This window comes from Methylobacterium sp. 142-1Y, from assembly GCF_057747795.1.
In genome coordinates this window covers 5,780,133-5,796,990 of sequence record NZ_CM173224.1, presented here as the reverse complement: position 1 = coordinate 5,796,990, position 16,858 = coordinate 5,780,133, and the positions used below count along the sequence as shown (strand labels likewise).

The 16,858-nt window shown below is 71.5% G+C and carries 16 protein-coding genes; 10 read left to right on the top strand and 6 right to left on the bottom strand.

Annotated elements, in window-relative coordinates:
* Positions 1-77: 77 nt before the first annotated feature.
* The 5 genes from AC3AOF_RS26620 (at position 78) to AC3AOF_RS26600 (ending at position 3,291) form a co-directional block, all read left to right on the top strand.
* A complete protein-coding gene (locus AC3AOF_RS26620; protein ID WP_236988010.1) occupies positions 78-326 on the top strand; it encodes a type II toxin-antitoxin system Phd/YefM family antitoxin in 249 nt (82 codons plus the stop codon).
* Positions 307-690, top strand: coding sequence for a type II toxin-antitoxin system VapC family toxin (locus AC3AOF_RS26615; RefSeq protein ID WP_236988011.1), 384 nt, complete (start codon positions 307-309; stop codon positions 688-690). Before AC3AOF_RS26620 ends, AC3AOF_RS26615 begins: the two co-directional genes overlap by 20 nt.
* A gap of 163 nt (positions 691-853) precedes the next feature.
* Positions 854-1,396 carry a hypothetical protein gene (locus AC3AOF_RS26610; RefSeq protein ID WP_488346960.1) on the top strand — a complete coding sequence of 181 codons (543 nt, stop codon included), beginning with the start codon at positions 854-856 and terminating at the stop codon, positions 1,394-1,396.
* 243 nt (positions 1,397-1,639) lie between these two features.
* Positions 1,640-2,404 (top strand): histidine phosphatase family protein, encoded by a 765-nt coding sequence (locus AC3AOF_RS26605; RefSeq protein ID WP_236988013.1) that lies wholly within the window; start codon positions 1,640-1,642, stop codon positions 2,402-2,404.
* A complete protein-coding gene (locus AC3AOF_RS26600; RefSeq protein ID WP_236988014.1) occupies positions 2,401-3,291 on the top strand; it encodes an NAD(P)H-hydrate dehydratase in 891 nt (296 codons plus the stop codon). The genes AC3AOF_RS26605 and AC3AOF_RS26600 overlap by 4 nt, the downstream gene beginning before the upstream one ends.
* A gap of 44 nt (positions 3,292-3,335) precedes the next feature.
* On the opposite strand, the gene AC3AOF_RS26595 is transcribed toward AC3AOF_RS26600, so the two are convergent.
* Complete coding sequence (locus tag AC3AOF_RS26595) at positions 3,336-5,006, bottom strand: methyl-accepting chemotaxis protein (protein ID WP_488346959.1); 1,671 nt, start codon at positions 5,004-5,006, stop codon at positions 3,336-3,338.
* A gap of 346 nt (positions 5,007-5,352) precedes the next feature.
* Here AC3AOF_RS26595 and AC3AOF_RS26590 point away from each other — a divergent pair, with 346 nt between their 5' ends.
* Positions 5,353-5,634: a hypothetical protein gene (locus AC3AOF_RS26590; RefSeq protein WP_236988016.1), complete on the top strand. Its 282-nt coding sequence runs from the start codon at positions 5,353-5,355 to the stop codon at positions 5,632-5,634.
* A gap of 51 nt (positions 5,635-5,685) precedes the next feature.
* Here AC3AOF_RS26590 and AC3AOF_RS26585 read toward each other — a convergent pair whose 3' ends face one another.
* Both AC3AOF_RS26585 and AC3AOF_RS26580 read right to left on the bottom strand, forming a co-directional pair.
* Positions 5,686-6,387, bottom strand: a complete 702-nt coding sequence (locus AC3AOF_RS26585; RefSeq protein ID WP_236988017.1) for an alpha/beta fold hydrolase — start codon at positions 6,385-6,387, stop codon at positions 5,686-5,688.
* A gap of 53 nt (positions 6,388-6,440) precedes the next feature.
* Complete coding sequence (locus AC3AOF_RS26580) at positions 6,441-7,604, bottom strand: acyl-CoA dehydrogenase family protein (protein ID WP_236988018.1); 1,164 nt, start codon at positions 7,602-7,604, stop codon at positions 6,441-6,443.
* 299 nt (positions 7,605-7,903) lie between these two features.
* On the opposite strand from AC3AOF_RS26580, the gene AC3AOF_RS26575 reads away from it, so the two are divergent.
* Positions 7,904-8,920, top strand: a complete 1,017-nt coding sequence (locus AC3AOF_RS26575; RefSeq protein WP_488346958.1) for a PAS domain-containing protein — start codon at positions 7,904-7,906, stop codon at positions 8,918-8,920.
* Between the two features lie 913 nt (positions 8,921-9,833).
* Here the strand turns inward: AC3AOF_RS26575 and AC3AOF_RS26570 are convergent.
* Entirely contained in the window at positions 9,834-10,652 is an 819-nt protein-coding gene (locus AC3AOF_RS26570) for a tetratricopeptide repeat protein (protein WP_236988021.1), read from the bottom strand.
* Between the two features lie 212 nt (positions 10,653-10,864).
* Here AC3AOF_RS26570 and AC3AOF_RS26565 point away from each other — a divergent pair, with 212 nt between their 5' ends.
* Entirely contained in the window at positions 10,865-12,268 is a 1,404-nt protein-coding gene (locus AC3AOF_RS26565) for a leucyl aminopeptidase family protein (RefSeq protein WP_488346957.1), read from the top strand.
* On the opposite strand, the gene AC3AOF_RS26560 is transcribed toward AC3AOF_RS26565, so the two are convergent.
* Both AC3AOF_RS26560 and AC3AOF_RS26555 read right to left on the bottom strand, forming a co-directional pair.
* Complete coding sequence (locus AC3AOF_RS26560; protein WP_236988023.1) at positions 12,232-13,206, bottom strand: EcsC family protein; 975 nt, start codon at positions 13,204-13,206, stop codon at positions 12,232-12,234. The genes AC3AOF_RS26565 and AC3AOF_RS26560 overlap by 37 nt on opposite strands.
* A 103-nt stretch (positions 13,207-13,309) precedes the next feature.
* Entirely contained in the window at positions 13,310-14,647 is a 1,338-nt protein-coding gene (locus AC3AOF_RS26555; protein ID WP_488346956.1) for an AmpG family muropeptide MFS transporter, read from the bottom strand.
* Between the two features lie 490 nt (positions 14,648-15,137).
* On the opposite strand from AC3AOF_RS26555, the gene AC3AOF_RS26550 reads away from it, so the two are divergent.
* Complete coding sequence (locus AC3AOF_RS26550) at positions 15,138-16,160, top strand: PAS domain-containing protein (RefSeq protein ID WP_236988025.1); 1,023 nt, start codon at positions 15,138-15,140, stop codon at positions 16,158-16,160.
* Complete coding sequence (locus tag AC3AOF_RS26545; RefSeq protein ID WP_488346955.1) at positions 16,157-16,615, top strand: response regulator; 459 nt, start codon at positions 16,157-16,159, stop codon at positions 16,613-16,615. Before AC3AOF_RS26550 ends, AC3AOF_RS26545 begins: the two co-directional genes overlap by 4 nt.
* The last annotated feature ends 243 nt before the right edge of the window (positions 16,616-16,858 follow it).

Genomic DNA, 16,858 nt, shown 5'->3' with positions numbered 1-16,858 from the left:
GCGGTCGGCGCGAGGTTAGCTAACTTGACTAAGGAGGCTGTCCGGTGAGACGTTGGGGTCGGATCAGGAACGTCGTCATGAAGCAGGTCACCATCCATTCGGCCAAGACAAACCTCTCGAAGCTCATCGAGGCCGCGCTCGGTGGCGAGGAGGTCGTGATCGCCAAAGGGCACAAGCCGGTCGTTCGTCTGGTTCCGATCACCCAGCAACCGTTCAAGATCGGCCTGTTGAAAGACCAGTTGGGGCAAGTACCGGATTTCTTCGAGCCGATGCCGGATGACGAACTCGACCTGTGGGAGGGAGGCAATGACGTCGGTCCTGCTTGATACGCACGCATGGGTCTGGAGCCTGATCGAGGATCGGCGCCTATCGAGCCAGGCGACCGTCGCGATCATGGCCGCAAAGCAGGTCTTCGTCAGCCCGATCAGCTTCTTCGAGATCGCCCAGAAGGTCCGCATCGGAAAATGGCCCGAGATGGAGCCTCATGTTGCGCAATTGGCTGCGCTCCTCACCAGGCAAGGCGGGCGACCTGTCTCGCTCGATCCGGAGATCTGCATCGCGGCCGGATCGATGGAATGGACCCACCGCGATCCGTTCGATCGAATGCTGGCTGCGACAGCGCAACATCACCGTCTCCCGCTCATCTCGGCGGATGCGATTTTCGACGGAATGGTGCCCCGTGTCTGGTGAGCTTGGACTGTTGATAGTTCGCAAGCTGACATAAATAATGGCCAAGCTTGGATCGGAGCGCTTTATATTGTTATTTCATGTCTTAATTTTGTTAATGATTTACAGTTAAATCAATGTAATATTTCACAAAAAGCAATCAAACATCATGTTTTTGGAGGATGGAGTGTCCAGCGATACCACCCAAAGCAGTACGCCCGAGGGCGAGCCTGCGGCCGACGAGGCCGGCACCGTCGCGGAGGACGGCGTCGCGCTCTCGGTCACGGAAGGCGGCACCGGGACCATCGCCGTCTCCGAGACCGCGCCGCCGAGCCCATTCAACCCGACCATGCGCGACCCCGACGCCTCCGCCTCGGAGATGGGCAGGGGCGTGACGCCGCAGCCGATGGCCCCCGACGACGGCGAGGCCGTGCCCTGCACCGGTCCGGAGGCCGACCAGGCCCTGATCCTCGGCCCGCCGGATGGGGAGGCCGGCGAGGCGGCGATCCCGGTCGCCGTGGGGCAGGACGGGGCGACCGCTCCGGCCGTCGTCCAGGCGCCGCCGGGCGTGGTCGACACCGCGAGCCTGTTCCGGGACTGGGCCGTGATGTGGTCCGGCAACCCGTCCGAGGTCGGGGATGCCGGCCTCGCGCCGTCGCACGACGGGGTCTGCCTGTGCGACGAGACCAGCCTGGCGGCCGGGGAGGGGATGGCCGACCTCGCCTCCTGATCCCCCGAACCTAGAGCGCTTCACGATCGCGCTGCAATCGCGAAGCTCTCTAGGTTTTTGATTATGCCGCATTTTCTACGACGAACCGGCATCCACTTCGTCGGAAAATGCTCTAGTCGATCCCGGGCACGCCCCGGGATCGATGCTGCGGCGCCCTCAGGGATCGTGGCCGATTCTATAGGCCCCGGACGCTTGCGGCGCGGCCCGTCTCCGCTAGCTCCCCGGGAGTAGGGGGGCTCATTCATGCAGCAGCGCTGGCCGGACCGGATCTGGATCGTGCGGCACGGCGAAAGCGCCGGCAACGTCGCCCGCGACGCCGCCCAGGCGGCCGGGCACACCCATATCGACATCGCCGAGCGCGACGTCGACGTGCCGCTGAGCCCGCTCGGCGAGCGCCAGGCCGCGGCGGTCGGGCGCTGGTTTTCCGAGAAGCCCGCTTCCGAGCGGCCCGACGTGGTGCTGACCTCGCCCTATCGCCGGGCCGAGGCCACCGCCCGGCTGATCTGCGAGGCCGGCGGCATCGCCGATCCGCTGCTGGACTACGTCGCCGACGAGCGCCTGCGCGAGAAGGAGTTCGGCATCCTCGACCGGCTCACCCGCGAGGGCATCACCCAGCTCCATCCCGACCAGGCCGAGCTGCGGCGGCTGCTCGGCAAATTCTACCACCGGCCGCCGGGCGGCGAGAGCTGGTGCGACGTGATCCTGCGGCTGCGCAGCGCCCTCGACACCGTCTCGCTGCATTACGGCGGCCGGCGCGTGCTGGTGGTCGGGCATCAGGTCGTGGTCCTGTGCCTGCGCTACCTGATCGAGGGCATGACCGAGGACGAGATCTTGGGGATCGACAGGGACGGCGACGTCGCCAATTGCGCGGTGACCGAATACGCCTTCGACCCGGACAAGGGCAGTAGCGGCAAGCTCGTCCTGCAGCGCTACAACTTCGTGGCCCCGCTGACCCGGGCCGGCGCCCCGGTGACCGCCGAGCCCGACGCCACGGGAGCCGCCCGATGACAACCGAGATCACCGCCGCGACCCTGCGCGGCCTGCCCCTGCCGGATTCAGGCAGCGGCAGCAAGGAGGCGCGCGGCAGCGCCCTCGTCATTGCCGGCTCGGTCGAGGTGCCGGGCGCCGCGATCCTGGCCGGCACCGCGGCGCTCCGGGCCGGCGCCGGCAAATTGCAGATGTCGATCGCCGCCGGCACCGCCCCGCACGCGGCTTTGGCGGTGCCGGAAGCCCTGGTGGTCCGGCTGCCCGAGGGCGAGGGCGGCCATGTCGATCACCATCAGGCCGCCGAGGTGCTGCTGCCGCGCTCCGAGCGGGCCGCCGCGATCCTGATCGGCGCCGGCATGGCCTCGGGCGAGCCGACCAAGGCGCTGACCGCCGCCCTCCTGACCGGCCCGGCCGAAGGCCCGTTCGTCCTCGATGCGGCGAGCATCGACGGGCTGTGCGACCAGGCCGCGGCGGTGCGGGCCCGCGGAGGCCGGGTGGTGCTGACCCCGCATGCCGGCGAGATGGCGCGCTGCCTCGGCTGCGAGCGCGACGCGGTCGAGGCCGATCCCCTCGGGGCGGCGCGGAAGGCGGCCGAGAGGCTCGGCGCCGTCGTGGTGATGAAGGGAGCAGAGACCTGGATCGTCGATCCGGCGGGCGACACCTGGCACTATTCCGGCGGCGGCGCCGGCCTCGCCACCTCGGGCTCGGGCGACGTGCTCGCCGGGATCATCGTCGGGCTGCTCGCCCGCGGCACGAGGCCCGCCGAGGCCGCGGCCTGGGGCGTCTTTCTCCACGGCGAGGCGGGGCGGCGGCTGGCGCGGACCTGCGGGCCGATCGGTTTCCTCGCCCGCGAGTTGCCCGGCGAGGTGCCGGGCTTGATGCGGGACGTGGCGGAGGGCGCGATCTGACCCTGCGGCAGGGGCGCTCCACCGCCGTCATCGGATCGCCGCGGTCAGGCGGCCCGTACCGTGGCGAGGAAGCGGCGCACCTCGGATGACAGGTGCTCGGATTGCCGCGACAGCTCGGACGACGAGGCGAGGACCTGGCTCGCGGCCGCTCCCGTCTCCTCGGAGGCCTGGGCCACGCCCGCGATGGTGTGGGTCACCGCGCTCGCGCCGGTCGCGGCCTCGGCGACGTTGCGCACGATCTCCCGCGTCGCTCCGCCCTGCTGCTCGACCGCGCTCGCGATGCCCGCCGTCACCGCGTCGATTTCCCGGATGCGCGCGGTGATCGCGCCGATCGCCGCGACGGCCTGATCGGTCACGCCCTGGATCTCGCCGATCTGTCCGGAGATCTCCTCGGTGGCCCGGCTGGTCTGGTTGGCGAGTTCCTTGACCTCGGCGGCGACGACCGCGAAGCCGCGGCCCGCCTCGCCGGCCCGCGCCGCCTCGATGGTGGCGTTGAGCGCCAGAAGGTTGGTCTGGCTGGCAATGGTCGAGATCATGCCGACCATCTCGCCGATCCGCCCCGACGCGGTCTTCATCACCTGGACGAGATGCGCGGTCTGGTCGGCCTCGGCGACGGCGCTCCGGGCGAGCCCAGCCGAGTCCTGGACCTGCCGGCCGATCTCGCCGACCGATGCGCCGAGTTCCTCGGTCGCCGCCGCCACCGTGTTCACGTTCGCCGCCGCCTCCTCCGCCGCCGCCGCGACCGTGCCCGAGCGCGCGGCGGTGTCGGCGGCGGTCGCGGTCATCTGCTCGGCCGTGGCCTGCAGTTCCGTCGCCGCCGACGACACCAGGGTGACGATGCCGCCGACCGCCGATTCGAACCCCTCGGCCATCTGGCGCATGCCGGCCTTGCGCTGCGCCTCGGCGGAGGCCCGCGCGAGAGCGGTCTCCTCCTCCAGCTGCCGGGTCCGGATCACGTTCTCCCGGGAGGCGTCGACCGCGGCCGCGATCGCGCCGATCTCGTCGGTGCGGCGGAGATAGGGAACCGGGGCGACGACGTCGCCGGAGGCCAGGCCGTGCATCCGCCGGACCAGGCCCTCGATCGGCCGCGCCACGGCGGCCACGACGTAGACGATGCCGGCCAAGCCGACGGCCAACGCGACGGCGCAGAGCAGTCCGGTCAGCCACAGCGCGTTGGAATAGGTGTCGATCGCCGTCGACCGTGCTCGGTCGCTGCCGGCGACGTTCAGCGCCGTGTCGCGATCGAGCGCTGCCATCGCGGCATCGAACGGACGGCGCGACGCCTGGAACAGCTCGTTGACGGTGACGGCGTTTTTCTCCCGCGCCGCGATCATGATCTTGCCGCGCAGGGTCAGGTACTCCGCCCAATGTCCCTGGAACGCGGTCCAGAGCGCCCGCTCCTCGGGGCTCGTGATCACCGTCTCGTAGCGCCGCGCCACCGCCTCCGATTCCTTGAGGCGGCGGTCCGAGATGCTGTCGAGCTCGGTCACGGGCTCCGTCGCCATGACGTATCGGGCATCGACGAGGCGCAGGCGCGTCACCTTGTACTTGAACTCGCCGAGTTCACGCACGCTCGGCAACCAGTTGTCGGAGATATCGAGCGCATTGGCGTTGACGCTGCGCAGCTGCGTCACGCTCAGGGTTCCTTGCATCAGAAGGCCGACTGCGAGCAGGGCGATCAGTCCGCCCAGCACGTGAGATAAATTGATCTTCATGTGTCGGCCCCACCAGATGGGCTCGAATGTGTCAATACTTTATGAATTACTAGTTAAGATGGATATGATTTGAATGAAATACAAGATCTAACGAAAGGGAATGTTTTCTTACGGAGGGCGAGGCCGATCGGCGATGGGGGGCGGTGACGGGACGGCTCGCGCGTCCGCCCGCCCGGTACCCCGACGCTCGAACGCGCCTCCTGCTCGGATTCGTCGTCGGTCGGCCCCGGACTCACGTGGTGCCGCGCGCCCGGGCGAAGAGATAGTGCCTCCAGTCGGTTGCGGTCGGCCGAACCCGGGCGGGCTTCGGATGTTGACGGCCGACAGATTCCACCAGGACAGTCCGATGACCAGGCTTCCCCTTGCCCTTGCCCTCACGCTGGCCGTCGCGGGCGCCGCCGAGGCCCAGACCGCCCGGGTCCCCCCGCCGAGCGACGCCGTCGGCGCGCCGGGACCCGGCACCGGCATGAAGCCGCCCGCATCCCACCCGACCACCAACCTGCCGGGCAATCCGAGCAGCACGTCCGTGCCCGGTACCAATCCGGGCGTATGGATCGGCGGCAGCCCGACCGCGGGCCCGCCCGGGAGCGGCGGCACCGCGGGTGGGCCGGCAGCGGGGAACCGCTGAGCGTCTCGCCTCGACGCGACGAGTTCGTCAAGGCCATGCCGACCTGACGCCTCACGCGTCCAGCCACTCCCGTAGCAGCGCGCTCGTCTCGTCCGGCCGTTCCAGCGGCGGCAGGTGTCCGCAGGCGGGCAGGACGTGCAGGCGCGAGCCGGCGATGCCGTCATGGATCTCCCGGGCTGAGGCCGGCGGGGTCAGCGTGTCGTCCTCGCCCACCGCCACCAGGGTCGGCACCCGGATCGTCGCCAGAAGCGGGCGGCTGTCGGGCCGGTCGAGGATCGCCCGCTGCTGGCGCAGGAAGGCCGCGCCGCCGACCCGCTCGGCCATCGCCTTCACGGCCTCGCCCACCGGCCCGTGCACGTGCGCGGCGTGGACGAGCTTCGGCAGCAGCCGCGTCGTGACCCCGGCGAAGCGCCCGACCTTGAGCTGGTCCATGCCCTGGCGCCGCGCGGCGGCGCGCGCGTCGGTCTCCGGGGCCGCGGCGGTGTCGAACAAGGCGAGCCGTGTCACCCGCTCGGGCGCCTGGCGCAGGATCTCGAAGGCGACGTAGCCGCCCATCGACAGGGCGACGAGGCCGAAGCGTGGCGGCGCCACCGCGAGCGCCCGCCGCGCCATCGCCTGCACATTGTCGTCGAGGGTCAGGTCCGCCACCGAGGCGGCGGCCCGGTCGGCGAGCGCGTCGATCGGAGCGCGCCACAGGACGGCATCGTTGAGGAGCCCGGGCAGGAACAGGAGCGGGACGAGATCGGCGGTCATGACCGCCCCTATGGCCGGATCGGCTCACCGGCACCAGGGGCGGCCTCGATCCGTCAGTAGGAGCGCGGCATGCCGAGCACGTGCTCGGCGATGTAGGACAGGATCAGGTTGGTGGAGATCGGCGCCACCTGGTAGAGCCGCGTCTCGCGGAACTTGCGCTCGACGTCGTATTCCTCGGCAAAGCCGAAGCCGCCGAAGGTCTGGATGCAGGCATTGGCCGCCTCGAACGAGGCGTCGGCGGCGAGCATCTTGGCCATGTTGGCCTCGGCGCCCGGATTGGCCCCGGCCTCGTAGAGGCGCAAGCCCTCCTGCACCATCAGCTCGGCGGCGCGCATGTTGGCGTAGGCCTTGGCGATCGGGAACTGGATGCCCTGGTTCTGGCCGATCGGCCGGCCGAAGACCTGGCGCTCGCGGGCGTAAGCGGAAGCCTTGGCGATGAACCACTTGGCGTCGCCGACGCATTCGGCGGCGATCAGGAGCCGCTCGGCATTCATGCCGGACAGGATGTAGCGAAAGCCCTTGCCCTCCTCGCCGACCAGATTCTCGGCCGGCACCTCCATGTTGTCGAAGAACACCTCGCAGGAATTGTGGTTCATCATCGTGCGGATCGGCCGGATGGTCAGGCCGCGGCCGAGTACGCTGCGCATGTCGACGATGAAGGTGGAGAGCCCGTCGGTCTTCTTCGCCACCTGGTCGCGGGGCGTGGTGCGGGCGAGGAGCAGCATCAGGTCGGAATGCTCGGCCCGGCTGGTCCAGATCTTCTGGCCGTTGACGATGAACTTGTCGCCCTCGCGGCGCGCGGTGGTGCGCAAAGCCGTGGTGTCGGTACCGCTCGTCGGCTCGGTGACGCCGAAGGCCTGGAGCCGCAGGCGGCCTGCGGCGATCTCCGGCAGGTAGCGCTCCTTCTGGGCCTGCGTGCCGTGCCGCAGCACCGTGCCCATCGTGTACATCTGGGCGTGGCAGGCCGCGCCGTTGCAGCCCGAGCGCTGCACTTCTTCCAGGATCGCCGCGGCCGCCGAGAGCGGCAGGCCCGAGCCGCCGTACTCTTCCGGGATCAGCACCGAGAGGTAGCCGGATTCGGTGAGCGCGTTCACGAAGTCGGTCGGATAGGCGCGGTCGGTATCGAGGCGGCGCCAGTACTCGTCGGGGAAGCGGGCGCAGAGCTTGGCGACCTCCTCGCGGATCTCCGGGTGCCGCAGGGCGTCGGTCTCGGTCATTCGGGCGTCTCCTCTGACGGCGGCGATGCGGGCACCGCGGCTCGGTTCGTTTCCGGCACGCTACAGCGTTCGCGCCCTCCGAGGCCACAGGGCACGGGATCGTCATGCGGGGGGGGCGTCATGCCGGCGATCGTCATGGGTGTCATGCCGTCCGGGCCTTCCTGCCACCACAGGTTCGCACCGTCGGCCTTGCCTTCGCGTTGCGCATGGCTTGTATGTTCCGCGACCGTCTCGTGTCGTCGCGAATTTGCCACCCCGGATCGTCCACAGCGGATCGCGGGCTTGAGAACCGAGGCGCCATGCGTGCGGCCGACCTGTCCTTCGCTCCCGCCGATTTCCTCCGGCTGACCGAGACTGCCGGGCTGACGGGCAACTGGGCCTGGGTCTTCGCCTCCGACCGGCAGACATGGTCGCCCGGCCTGCATCGCCTGCTCGGGCTCGATCCGCTCCAGGTGCCGCCGAGCTACGCCCTGCTCGTCGACCTCGTCCATCCCGACGACCGGCTCCATCTGGCCAGCGCCGCCGACCTGATGCAGGGCTACGCCCTGCCCGAGCGCGAGGTCCGGGTGGTGCGGCCGGACGGGACCTTGCGCCTGCTCACGATGCGTACCGAACTGCACATGTCCCCGGAGGGCCGGCCGCTCGCCGCGGCCGGCCTCGTCCTCGACGTGACCGATTCGGCCGCCCTGCTGCGGCTGCGCCGGGCCGACCTGCGCCGGCAGAGCGCCTGGTTCGCGGCGGCCCGCATGCTGTTCGTTCCCGTCGGCCTGGACGGACGCTTCCGCTTTCCGCCCGAGACGGCGCGCTTCGCCGGACGCCCGATCGAGGAGATCAATGCCGATCCCTTCGCCGACGTGGTGCCGTGGGAACGTGCGGCGTTCCGCGACAGCATCGCGCGGCGTGATGTCGGCGGTTTGTTCCAGGCGGCTCCGCTGATCCATCACCGGAACCGGGACCCCGAGCGTTACCGGGTACTGTCGGTTCCGGTCCGTGACGAGCGCGGGTGCCTGGTCGAGCGCAACGGCCTCGTCTATCCGGCCGCGCTCGCCGTCCCCGTGGCGGTGGCCGGCTTGCGGGCGGGCCTGGAGCAGGCGGTGGAGGGGCACCACCTGCGCGCCGCCCGGGCATTGCTCGACTGGTCGATGACCAATCTGGCGGAGGCCAGCGGATTGTCGCTCTCGACGGTGCGGCGCCTCGAGGAGAATGCCGAGGGGCAGGGCGCCCGCTCCCGCCACAAGGCGATCGCGGCCCTGCGCCAGGCCGGCATCCGCTTCGTCCTGCTCGACGATGGCGAGGTCGCCGTCGCCCGCGCCTGACCATGGTGGTCAGGGGATCGCCGCGGCGGATCGGGGTCTTGGTCCATCGCAGACTCCTGTCGCGAAACCGGCGACCGCTTTTGCGAAATCCGCTTCGGGGCGAACAGGCCGGCTTCGAGGACGCGCTCCACCGCCAGCGCCCTGCCGGCCGAGGAGAAGCGGCCGGCATCGGCGTCGAGGAAGGTCTCGCCGCGGGTGAAGGGGCAGGTCTCGCCCGCGCACAGGGCGGCGGCGGGATCGAAGAAGGGCGCGCCCGCCGGCAAGGCCGCCCGCAGGGCGTCCGCGCTGCGCCCCCAGCGGGCCGCCAGCACACGTCGCGGATCCCGAGCCGGCGGATCGGCGCCGGGGCGTCGTCGTTGAAGGCCCCGCCATGCGCCAGGACGGGCGAGGCTTTGCCCGGCACCGGCCGGCAGCCCGCCGCCGTGTCCTGGACGAGGCGGCCGGGCAGCCCGTCGGCATGCCGGATCAGGCCGGGCACGTCATGCGCCGCGACGCTGTCGCCCCGGAGCAGGACGAGCCCGTCCTTGGTCCGGGTGCGGATGCAGCGCTCCGGATCCCGGGCCTGCCGGCTCTGGTCGGCGAACAGGAAGCCGGTGCGGTGGTTCCAGGTCTCGCTGCCGGAGACCGGCCGCAGGCGGAAGTCGGGGAAGCGTCCGGGCAGGCCGCCGCTCGTGACGCCGGCCCAGCCGAGGCCCGCCATCGCCAGCGTGGCGATGAGGCCGCCGGCGAAGACGGGGCGCATCCCCCGCGAGGCCGGGGCCGGATACCGGAACGGACGCGGCGCCGACCCGGCGATCCGCGTGGCCCGTCACACGCTTTCCGATTGATCGCTTCGCGATGCGGAAAGCGGTTTGGCTCAGGCGCCGCGCGGGCTGGCGAGACGAGATCCGGAAGTGATCGTCCGGATTCCGTATCACATCGCCGAGGCGGCGACGTGCGGCGCCTTCTTCTCGGCCGACTTGATCGCCTTCCAGGCATTGGGCTGGGATACGAAGGCGCGGAGCGCCGCCACGTTCTGCGCGGCTTGCGCCGGGCCGAGATCGCGGGTCAGCACCTGCTCGGCCTCGCCGAAGCGGCCCTGCAGGCCCAGCACCAGGGCGAGGTTCTGGCGCACCCGCCCGTCGGCGCGGGGATCGTTGCTCGCCTGGCGGAGCGTGGATTCCGCCTCGGGCAGGCGCTTGGCCAGCGCGTAGGACAGGCCGAGATTCGACATCACCGCCGGCTCGCCGGGCACGATCTTGAGCGCCGCCTCGTAGTAGCGCTGGGCCTGGGCGTGGTCGCCCATCTGGTCGGCCACGGCGCCTTGCGCCGAGAGCACGCGCCAATCCGGATTGGCCGGCGAATGGGCGTTGCGCAGGACCTCCGCCGCCTCGCCGTAGCGGCCGATCTCGGCCAGGCTCTTGCCGTAGGCGGCGAGCACCGCCGGGTTCTTCGGGTTGCGCAGGGCCGTCTGCTGCAGGACGGCCGTGGCCTGGGAGCCCTGGTCGGTCGCCCGCAGGGCCTGGGCATAGGCCATGGCGGTGCCGATATCGGCCGGGTCCTTGTCGTAGCGCGCGGCGAGGCGCCCGATGTCGCGCCGGGCGGTGTCCGCCGGGGCGCTGACATCGATCGAGCCGGTGGTGAGGGGCTGGCGCGACCAGCAGCCCGACGCCATCACGGCCACCACGCCGACGAGGGCGAGCCGCCGCAAGGTGTTCGAGCGGCAGGGACGGGTCTCGACGGTCGCGGGCATCGGCCACTCCAGGGGCGGGCCCGGGAGATGTGGCAACCCCGCTCCCGCGGCCTCGTGACCCTGGAGTTAAATCATTAACCCTAACCGCTCGTTAACGCTGCGGCGGGTCGCCTTCGGGGCGGCACGGGCTCCCGGGGGCGGGCCGGCCCGGCATTGACAACCGTCCCGTCTTGGCTCCCCCTCCGGCCTTTCCCGTTGCGTTGAAGGAAGGGATGCCCCGCGTGACCACGCTCCTGCCCGCGACCGAGGACGCCATCCCGATCCGCTGCGTCGACGCCGCCGGCTGGCTGGCCGTGGCCGCTGAGCTGCCGCCGCTCGCCGCTGCCTTCGCGCGGGCCTCGGGGTTCGAGGCCAAGCCCGGAAAGATCGCCCTGCTGCCGGGGCCGGACGGGGCGCTGGCGAATGTCCTGTTCGGGGTCGAGGCCGGGAGCCGGGCCGATCCGTTCGCGGTCGGGCGCCTGCCCGATGCCCTGCCCGAGGGGACGTACCGCCTGGAGAACCTTCCGGGTGATGCGGCCCTGGCGGCGCTCGCCTGGCGGCTCTCCGGCTATCGCTTCGGCCGCTACCGCGAGAAGCCGGCCCCCAAGGCGCGGCTGGTCGCGCCCGAGGGGGTCGACGGTGCCGAGATCGACCGCATCGCCGATGCGGTGGCGGCCGGCCGCGACCTGGTGAACACCCCGGCGAACGACCTCGGCCCGGCCGAGATCGAGGCGGCGTCCCGGGCGCTCGCCGCGCGCTTCGGCGCTGCCGTCACGGTCGTCTCCGGCGAGGCGCTGGAACAGGGTTTCCCGCTCATCGCCGCGGTCGGCCGGGCCTCGCCGCGGGCGCCGCGCCTGATCGACATGACCTGGGGCGATCCGGGCGCGCCGCGCGTGACCCTGGTCGGCAAGGGGGTGGTGTTCGATACCGGCGGCCTCGACATCAAGCCCTCGGCGGCGATGCTGCTGATGAAGAAGGACATGGCCGGCGCCGCAGTCGCCCTCGCCGCCGCCGAGATGGTGATGGGAGCCGGTCTCCCGATCCGCCTGCGGGTGCTGGTCCCGACGGTCGAGAACGCGATTGCCGGCGACGCCTTCCGTCCCGGCGACGTGCTGGCGAGCCGAAAAGGGCTCACCGTCGAGATCGGCAACACCGACGCGGAAGGCCGGCTGATCCTGGCCGATGCGCTCGCGCTCGCCGACGAGGAGGCGCCGGAGCTGCTCTTCGACTTCGCGACGCTCACGGGTGCCGCCCGGGTGGCGCTCGGCCCCGACCTGCCGGCCCTGTTCACCGAGGACGACGCGCTCGCGGCGGACCTCGCCGCCACGGGCCTCGCCGTGCACGATCCGGTCTGGCGCATGCCGCTCTGGGGGCCCTATGCCTCGCTGCTCGAGTCGAAGATCGCCGACCTCAACAACGTCTCGGGCGGCCCCTTCGCCGGGGCGGTGACGGCGGCCCTCTTCCTGCGCCGCTTCGCGCCGGCGGCGAAGGCCCATGTCCATCTCGATCTCTACGGCTGGAATCCGGGCACGAAGCCTGGCCGGCCGGAGGGCGGCGAGGTGCAGACCGCGCGCCTCGTCTACGCCCTCCTGAAGCGCCGCTACGCGGTGCCGAGCGCGGCGCGTTCCGCCTCGTAGGCCTCCCGCACCAGAGACTTGCCGTAGCGGCGCTCCAGCCGCCGCACGGTGAAGTGGCCGCGGGCGACGGCCTGGAAATGGTCCATGAAGGCGGTGTTGACGGCCGCGCCCCCCAGGGCGCCGAGCACCGGCACCGCCTGGGCGGCGAGCTTCTGCGACACCACGCCCCCGAACCGGGCGCCGACCTGGCCGGCAAAGCGCATCAGGGCCGGGGCGCTCTCGTCGACGAGGCCGCGTCCGGCGGCGTAGCGCGCCGCCTCCGACATCGCCTTGGCGAGCGCGCCGCGGACCGCGAAATAGCCGCTCTCGGCGGCGGTCCCGGCGGCGCCGTCGGCTTGCGTGGAGCCGCGACCGCCCAGCGCGAAGACCTGCATGCAGGCCAAAGCCGCTTCCGGATCGGCGAGATCCTCGCCCTCGCGCTGGGCGATCTCGGCGATCGAGCGCAGCATCAGGGTGGTGGAGACGGGCAGCTCGACCGCGAGCGTGGAGAGGCCGAAGGCGCCCCCGATGGCGCCCGAGACCGCCGCCAGCGCCTTGTGGCCGCGGTCGCCGGGCGGGAAGCGCTCCAGCAGCTCCATCGCGCGGGTGCGCCAGGACGGCGACAAATCGGGGCCGAGCGGCGCGAGCGCATTCGCCTCCGACCTCGGCTCGGACGACACGTCCGCCCCCTTCGGCAGGGTCGCGAGCGCGACGTGCAGGGCGCCCCGCATCGCCGTCTCGGTGGCGTGGCCGACCGCATCGACCACGGGGGTCGGCAGGGCGCGGGTGATCATGTCGAGGGGGGCGCCGGCCATGGCGGAGAGCCGGCCGGCGAGGCTCGGGCGCTCCAGGGCAGCGACCGCCCGGCGCAACGCCGCGCGGTCCTCGGCGCTCAACGGCTCCGGCGCCCCGACCGGGACGGGGGACGGGGCGGGCTCGACGGCGACGATCTCGGACACGGGCGCTCCCTCGCGGACAACAGGGTCGGGATTAAAGCTGGTGCGCCGGGGCAGGGTTCCGCAAGGGTCTGTCCTCTCGCGTGCGCCGCCCCTCAAGCTCCCATCAGGCCCGCGCCGGCAGTTCCTCCGCCGGGGCCGGCTCGGTCTCGCCGGGCAGGAGGCGCAGGCCGAGGCAGAGCAGGGTCACCGGGATGCCGACGGCGGAGGTCATCACGAAGAAGGCCGGATAGCCCATCGACTCGACGGCAAAGCCCGACAACCCGCCGACGAACTTGCCCGGCAGGGCGTAGAGCGAGGAGAGCAGCGCGTATTGCGTCGCCGCGAAGGCCGGCGAGGTCAGGCTCGACATGTAGGCGATGAGCGCCGTCCCCGCGAAGGCGCCGGCGAAGTTGTCGATGCTGATGCTGGCCACCAGGAGCGGCAGGTCGTGGCCGGCGAGCGCCAGCCAGGCGAACATCAGGTTCGAGGCCGAGGCCGCGATGCCGCCGATCAGGAGCGCCGGGTAGAGGCCGAGCCGGCTCACCGCGATGCCGCCCGCGAAGGCCCCGGCGATGCCGACCCAGACGCCGTAGACCTTCGATACCGTGGCGATCTCCGAGAGGGAGAACTTCATGTCGATGTAGAGCGGGTTCGCCATGATGCCCGAGACGATGTCGGGCAGGCGGTAGACGGTGATCAGCGCCAGGATCAGCACCAGCCCTGTGCCCTTGCGGGCGACGAGGTCGGCGAAGGGATCGACCACCGCCTCGCGCAGGGCATGGCGCCAGCCGCGCCGGGGGCCCGGATCGCGCGCCTGGACCCTTGGCGCCGCCAGGGTGCCGGCGATGGCGAGCCCCATCAGGAGCGCCATGCTGGCATAGGCCGGGGCCCAGCCATAGGCATCGGCGACGAAGAGCGCGCCGGCCCCGGCGCAGATGCGGGCGAGGGAGTAGCCGAGCTGGTAGGAGGCCAGCATCATGCCCTGGCGCTCGGTCGGGGCGGAATCGATGCGCCAGCCGTCGACCACGATGTCCTGGGTCGCCGAGGCGAAGGCGATGACGAGCGCACAGACCACGGTGTAGCCGAGCGCGCTCGCCGGATCGGCCTGGCTCATTGCGACGAGGCCCGCCGCCACGGCGAGTTGCGCCGCGAGCATCCAGGCCCGGCGCCGGCCGAGGAGCCGCGACAGGACAGGCAGGTCGAGCCGGTCGATGACCGGGGCCCAGAGGAACTTCAGCGTGTAGGCGAGGGAGACGTAGCTGAGGAGCCCGATGCTCGACCGCTCGATGCCGGCGCTGCGCAGCCAGGCCGACAGGGTGGCGAAGACGAGCAGGATCGGCAGCCCGGCGCCGAAGCCGAGCACCAGCATCAGCGCCATCTGCCGGTCCGCCATCACGTCCCGCAGGGTGGCGCGGGTGCGGGCGAGCCAGCCCGTGCCCTCTCTCCCGACCGTCTTCGTCATCGTGATCGCCGTCTCCCGAGCAGGTTTCGCGAAAGGGGTGGCCGGTGGTGCAACGCAAATCCGCAACCCGGCAAGAACCCGGGCGGACGACGCATCGTCCTGCCGATGCGTCGTCCGGTCCGGGCACGAGATGCCGCGCCCGGCAACCGCCGCGCAGTCGACCCCAGCATGTGGGCGGGATCATGATGGATGAAGAATTAACATCGTATCCACCGCAGCTTACCTGACCGGCGGGAACCCCGCCCGCGGCGGCGGGTTCGCTGTGGTGGATGGGACTGCGATCCCGCTCCGCCAGGGATCGTCCGGGCGGGGTCGGCCGCGGACAGGCGGGTTGCGGATGATCGGTTTGGACGCTGCGAGACAGACCGGAACGAGGAGCGCGCGCAGGGCGGAGGCACCGTCCGCGGCTGCGCCCTTTGACGCGCCGTTCTCCGATGCGCCGTTCTCCGATGCGCCGTTCCTGGCCGCCTTCCGCGGGAGCGAGGCGCCGATGGTGATGACCGACACGGCCCGGGACGACAACCCGGTCGTGTTCGTCAACGACGCGTTCTGCCGGCTCACCGGCTACGCGCCCGAGGAGGTGCTCGGCCGCAACTGCCGTTTCCTGCAAGGGCCCGACACCGACCCCGCCGACATCGCCCGGGTGCGGACGGCCCTGGCACAGGGCGAGCCCCTGCGGGTCGATCTCCTGAACTACCGCAAGGACGGCCAACCGTTCTGGAACGCCATGACGCTCACCCCGGTGCGGGACGAGGCCGGCAGGTTACGCTCCTACTTCGCGGTGCTCACCGACGTGACCCAGACCCGCCAGGCCGAACGGGCGCTGGTGCGGGAGAAGGATGCCCTCGCCCAGGACCTCGAGGCACGCAACCGGGCGCTCCAGGCCGCCCTCGACCAGCAGACCGCCCTGCTGCACGAGGTCGACCACCGGGTGAAGAACAACCTCCAGGTCATCTCCTCCCTGGTGCTGCTCAAGGCCCGGCGCGCCCGGGACGCCGCCTGCCGCGACGTGCTGCGCAGCATGGCCGACCGGATCGGGGCGCTCGCCACCGCCCACCGCCTGCTCTACGCGATGAGCGACGTCGCCCGGTTCGACCTGCGCGACTTCGCCGCCGATTTCGCCGCCGACCTCGAAGCCGGCATCGACACGGACCGGATCGCCCTCTCGGTCGATGTCGAGGCCGTGGCCGTGCCGGCCTCGATGGCAGCACCCCTGGCGCTCCTGGTGCACGAACTCGCCGTCAACGCGGTCCGGCACGCCTTCCCGGACGAGCGGCACGGCCGCGTCGCGATCACCGCCCGGGCCGATGACGGGCGCCTGATCCTCGACATCCGCGACGACGGCATCGGCCTCTCCGCGCAATCCGACAATCCCGAAGGCTTCGGCCGCGACCTCGTCGGCATGCTGGTGCGCCAGTTGCGCGGCAGCCTGACCTTCGAGGACCTGAACCCCGGCACCCGCGCCCATGTCGTGCTGCCGCTGGGACCGGGTCACTCGGGAACCGGTCCTTGAGCGGGGGAGGCCTGCGGGTCCTGATCGTCGAGGACGAGGCGTTCATCGCCCTCGAACTCGAATGCCTGCTCGAGGAGGCCGGATACGTCCCGGTCGGCGTCGCGATCCGCTCGGGCGACGCGATCGCGCTCGCCCACGACCTCTCCCCCGACATCGCCCTCGTCGACATCCACCTCGCCGACGGCCCGACCGGCGTCGCGGTGGCGCAGGCGCTGAGCGCTCAGGCGGGGATCACGGTGCTGTTCACGACCGCCAACGCCAAGCGCGTCCCCCCGGATTTTGCGGGAGCGGTCGGGATCATCGCCAAGCCGTATTCGGAGCGGGTGATCCGGGCAGCCTTGGCCTACGTGGCCGGGCGGTATCACGGCGGGGCGCCGGCAGAGCCGCCGGATGAGGTGATGCTGGCGCCGGACGGAAGCGGGGACGACGCGCCTCGCCCGGACCTGCCGGCCTGATCGGTACAGCGACGAGCCATCGGCCCTCCTCCGCGCCGCGTCGTCGCGATTTGCCCCCGGCGCGACGACGCAGCGTCTCAGCCCTCCATGCCCGGGCTGCCGCTTTCACACCGGGCGACGGCACGCCAGGAAAAGGCACGCTCGGTAACCTGCAATCGCAGGAGAGGCCGAGCGGATGCGGGTGGGTGGGCCCCTGCGAGCCCGTTCGTTGCTGGGCCGCCGACATGTCTCGCGGCGGCGCGG

Excerpts from the sequence above, each read along its gene's own strand:
- AC3AOF_RS26620 (WP_236988010.1), top strand. The coding sequence starts at position 78 with ATGAAGCAGGTCACCATCCATTCGGCCAAGACAAACCTCTCGAAGCTC.
- AC3AOF_RS26615 (WP_236988011.1), top strand. The coding sequence starts at position 307 with ATGACGTCGGTCCTGCTTGATACGCACGCATGGGTCTGGAGCCTGATC.
- AC3AOF_RS26605 (WP_236988013.1), top strand. The coding sequence starts at position 1,640 with ATGCAGCAGCGCTGGCCGGACCGGATCTGGATCGTGCGGCACGGCGAA.
- AC3AOF_RS26600 (WP_236988014.1), top strand. The coding sequence starts at position 2,401 with ATGACAACCGAGATCACCGCCGCGACCCTGCGCGGCCTGCCCCTGCCG.
- AC3AOF_RS26595 (WP_488346959.1), bottom strand. The coding sequence starts at position 5,006 with ATGAAGATCAATTTATCTCACGTGCTGGGCGGACTGATCGCCCTGCTC.
- AC3AOF_RS26590 (WP_236988016.1), top strand. The coding sequence starts at position 5,353 with ATGACCAGGCTTCCCCTTGCCCTTGCCCTCACGCTGGCCGTCGCGGGC.
- AC3AOF_RS26585 (WP_236988017.1), bottom strand. The coding sequence starts at position 6,387 with ATGACCGCCGATCTCGTCCCGCTCCTGTTCCTGCCCGGGCTCCTCAAC.
- AC3AOF_RS26580 (WP_236988018.1), bottom strand. The coding sequence starts at position 7,604 with ATGACCGAGACCGACGCCCTGCGGCACCCGGAGATCCGCGAGGAGGTC.
- AC3AOF_RS26575 (WP_488346958.1), top strand. The coding sequence starts at position 7,904 with ATGCGTGCGGCCGACCTGTCCTTCGCTCCCGCCGATTTCCTCCGGCTG.
- AC3AOF_RS26570 (WP_236988021.1), bottom strand. The coding sequence starts at position 10,652 with ATGCCCGCGACCGTCGAGACCCGTCCCTGCCGCTCGAACACCTTGCGG.
- AC3AOF_RS26565 (WP_488346957.1), top strand. The coding sequence starts at position 10,865 with ATGCCCCGCGTGACCACGCTCCTGCCCGCGACCGAGGACGCCATCCCG.
- AC3AOF_RS26555 (WP_488346956.1), bottom strand. The coding sequence starts at position 14,647 with ATGACGAAGACGGTCGGGAGAGAGGGCACGGGCTGGCTCGCCCGCACC.
- AC3AOF_RS26550 (WP_236988025.1), top strand. The coding sequence starts at position 15,138 with ATGGTGATGACCGACACGGCCCGGGACGACAACCCGGTCGTGTTCGTC.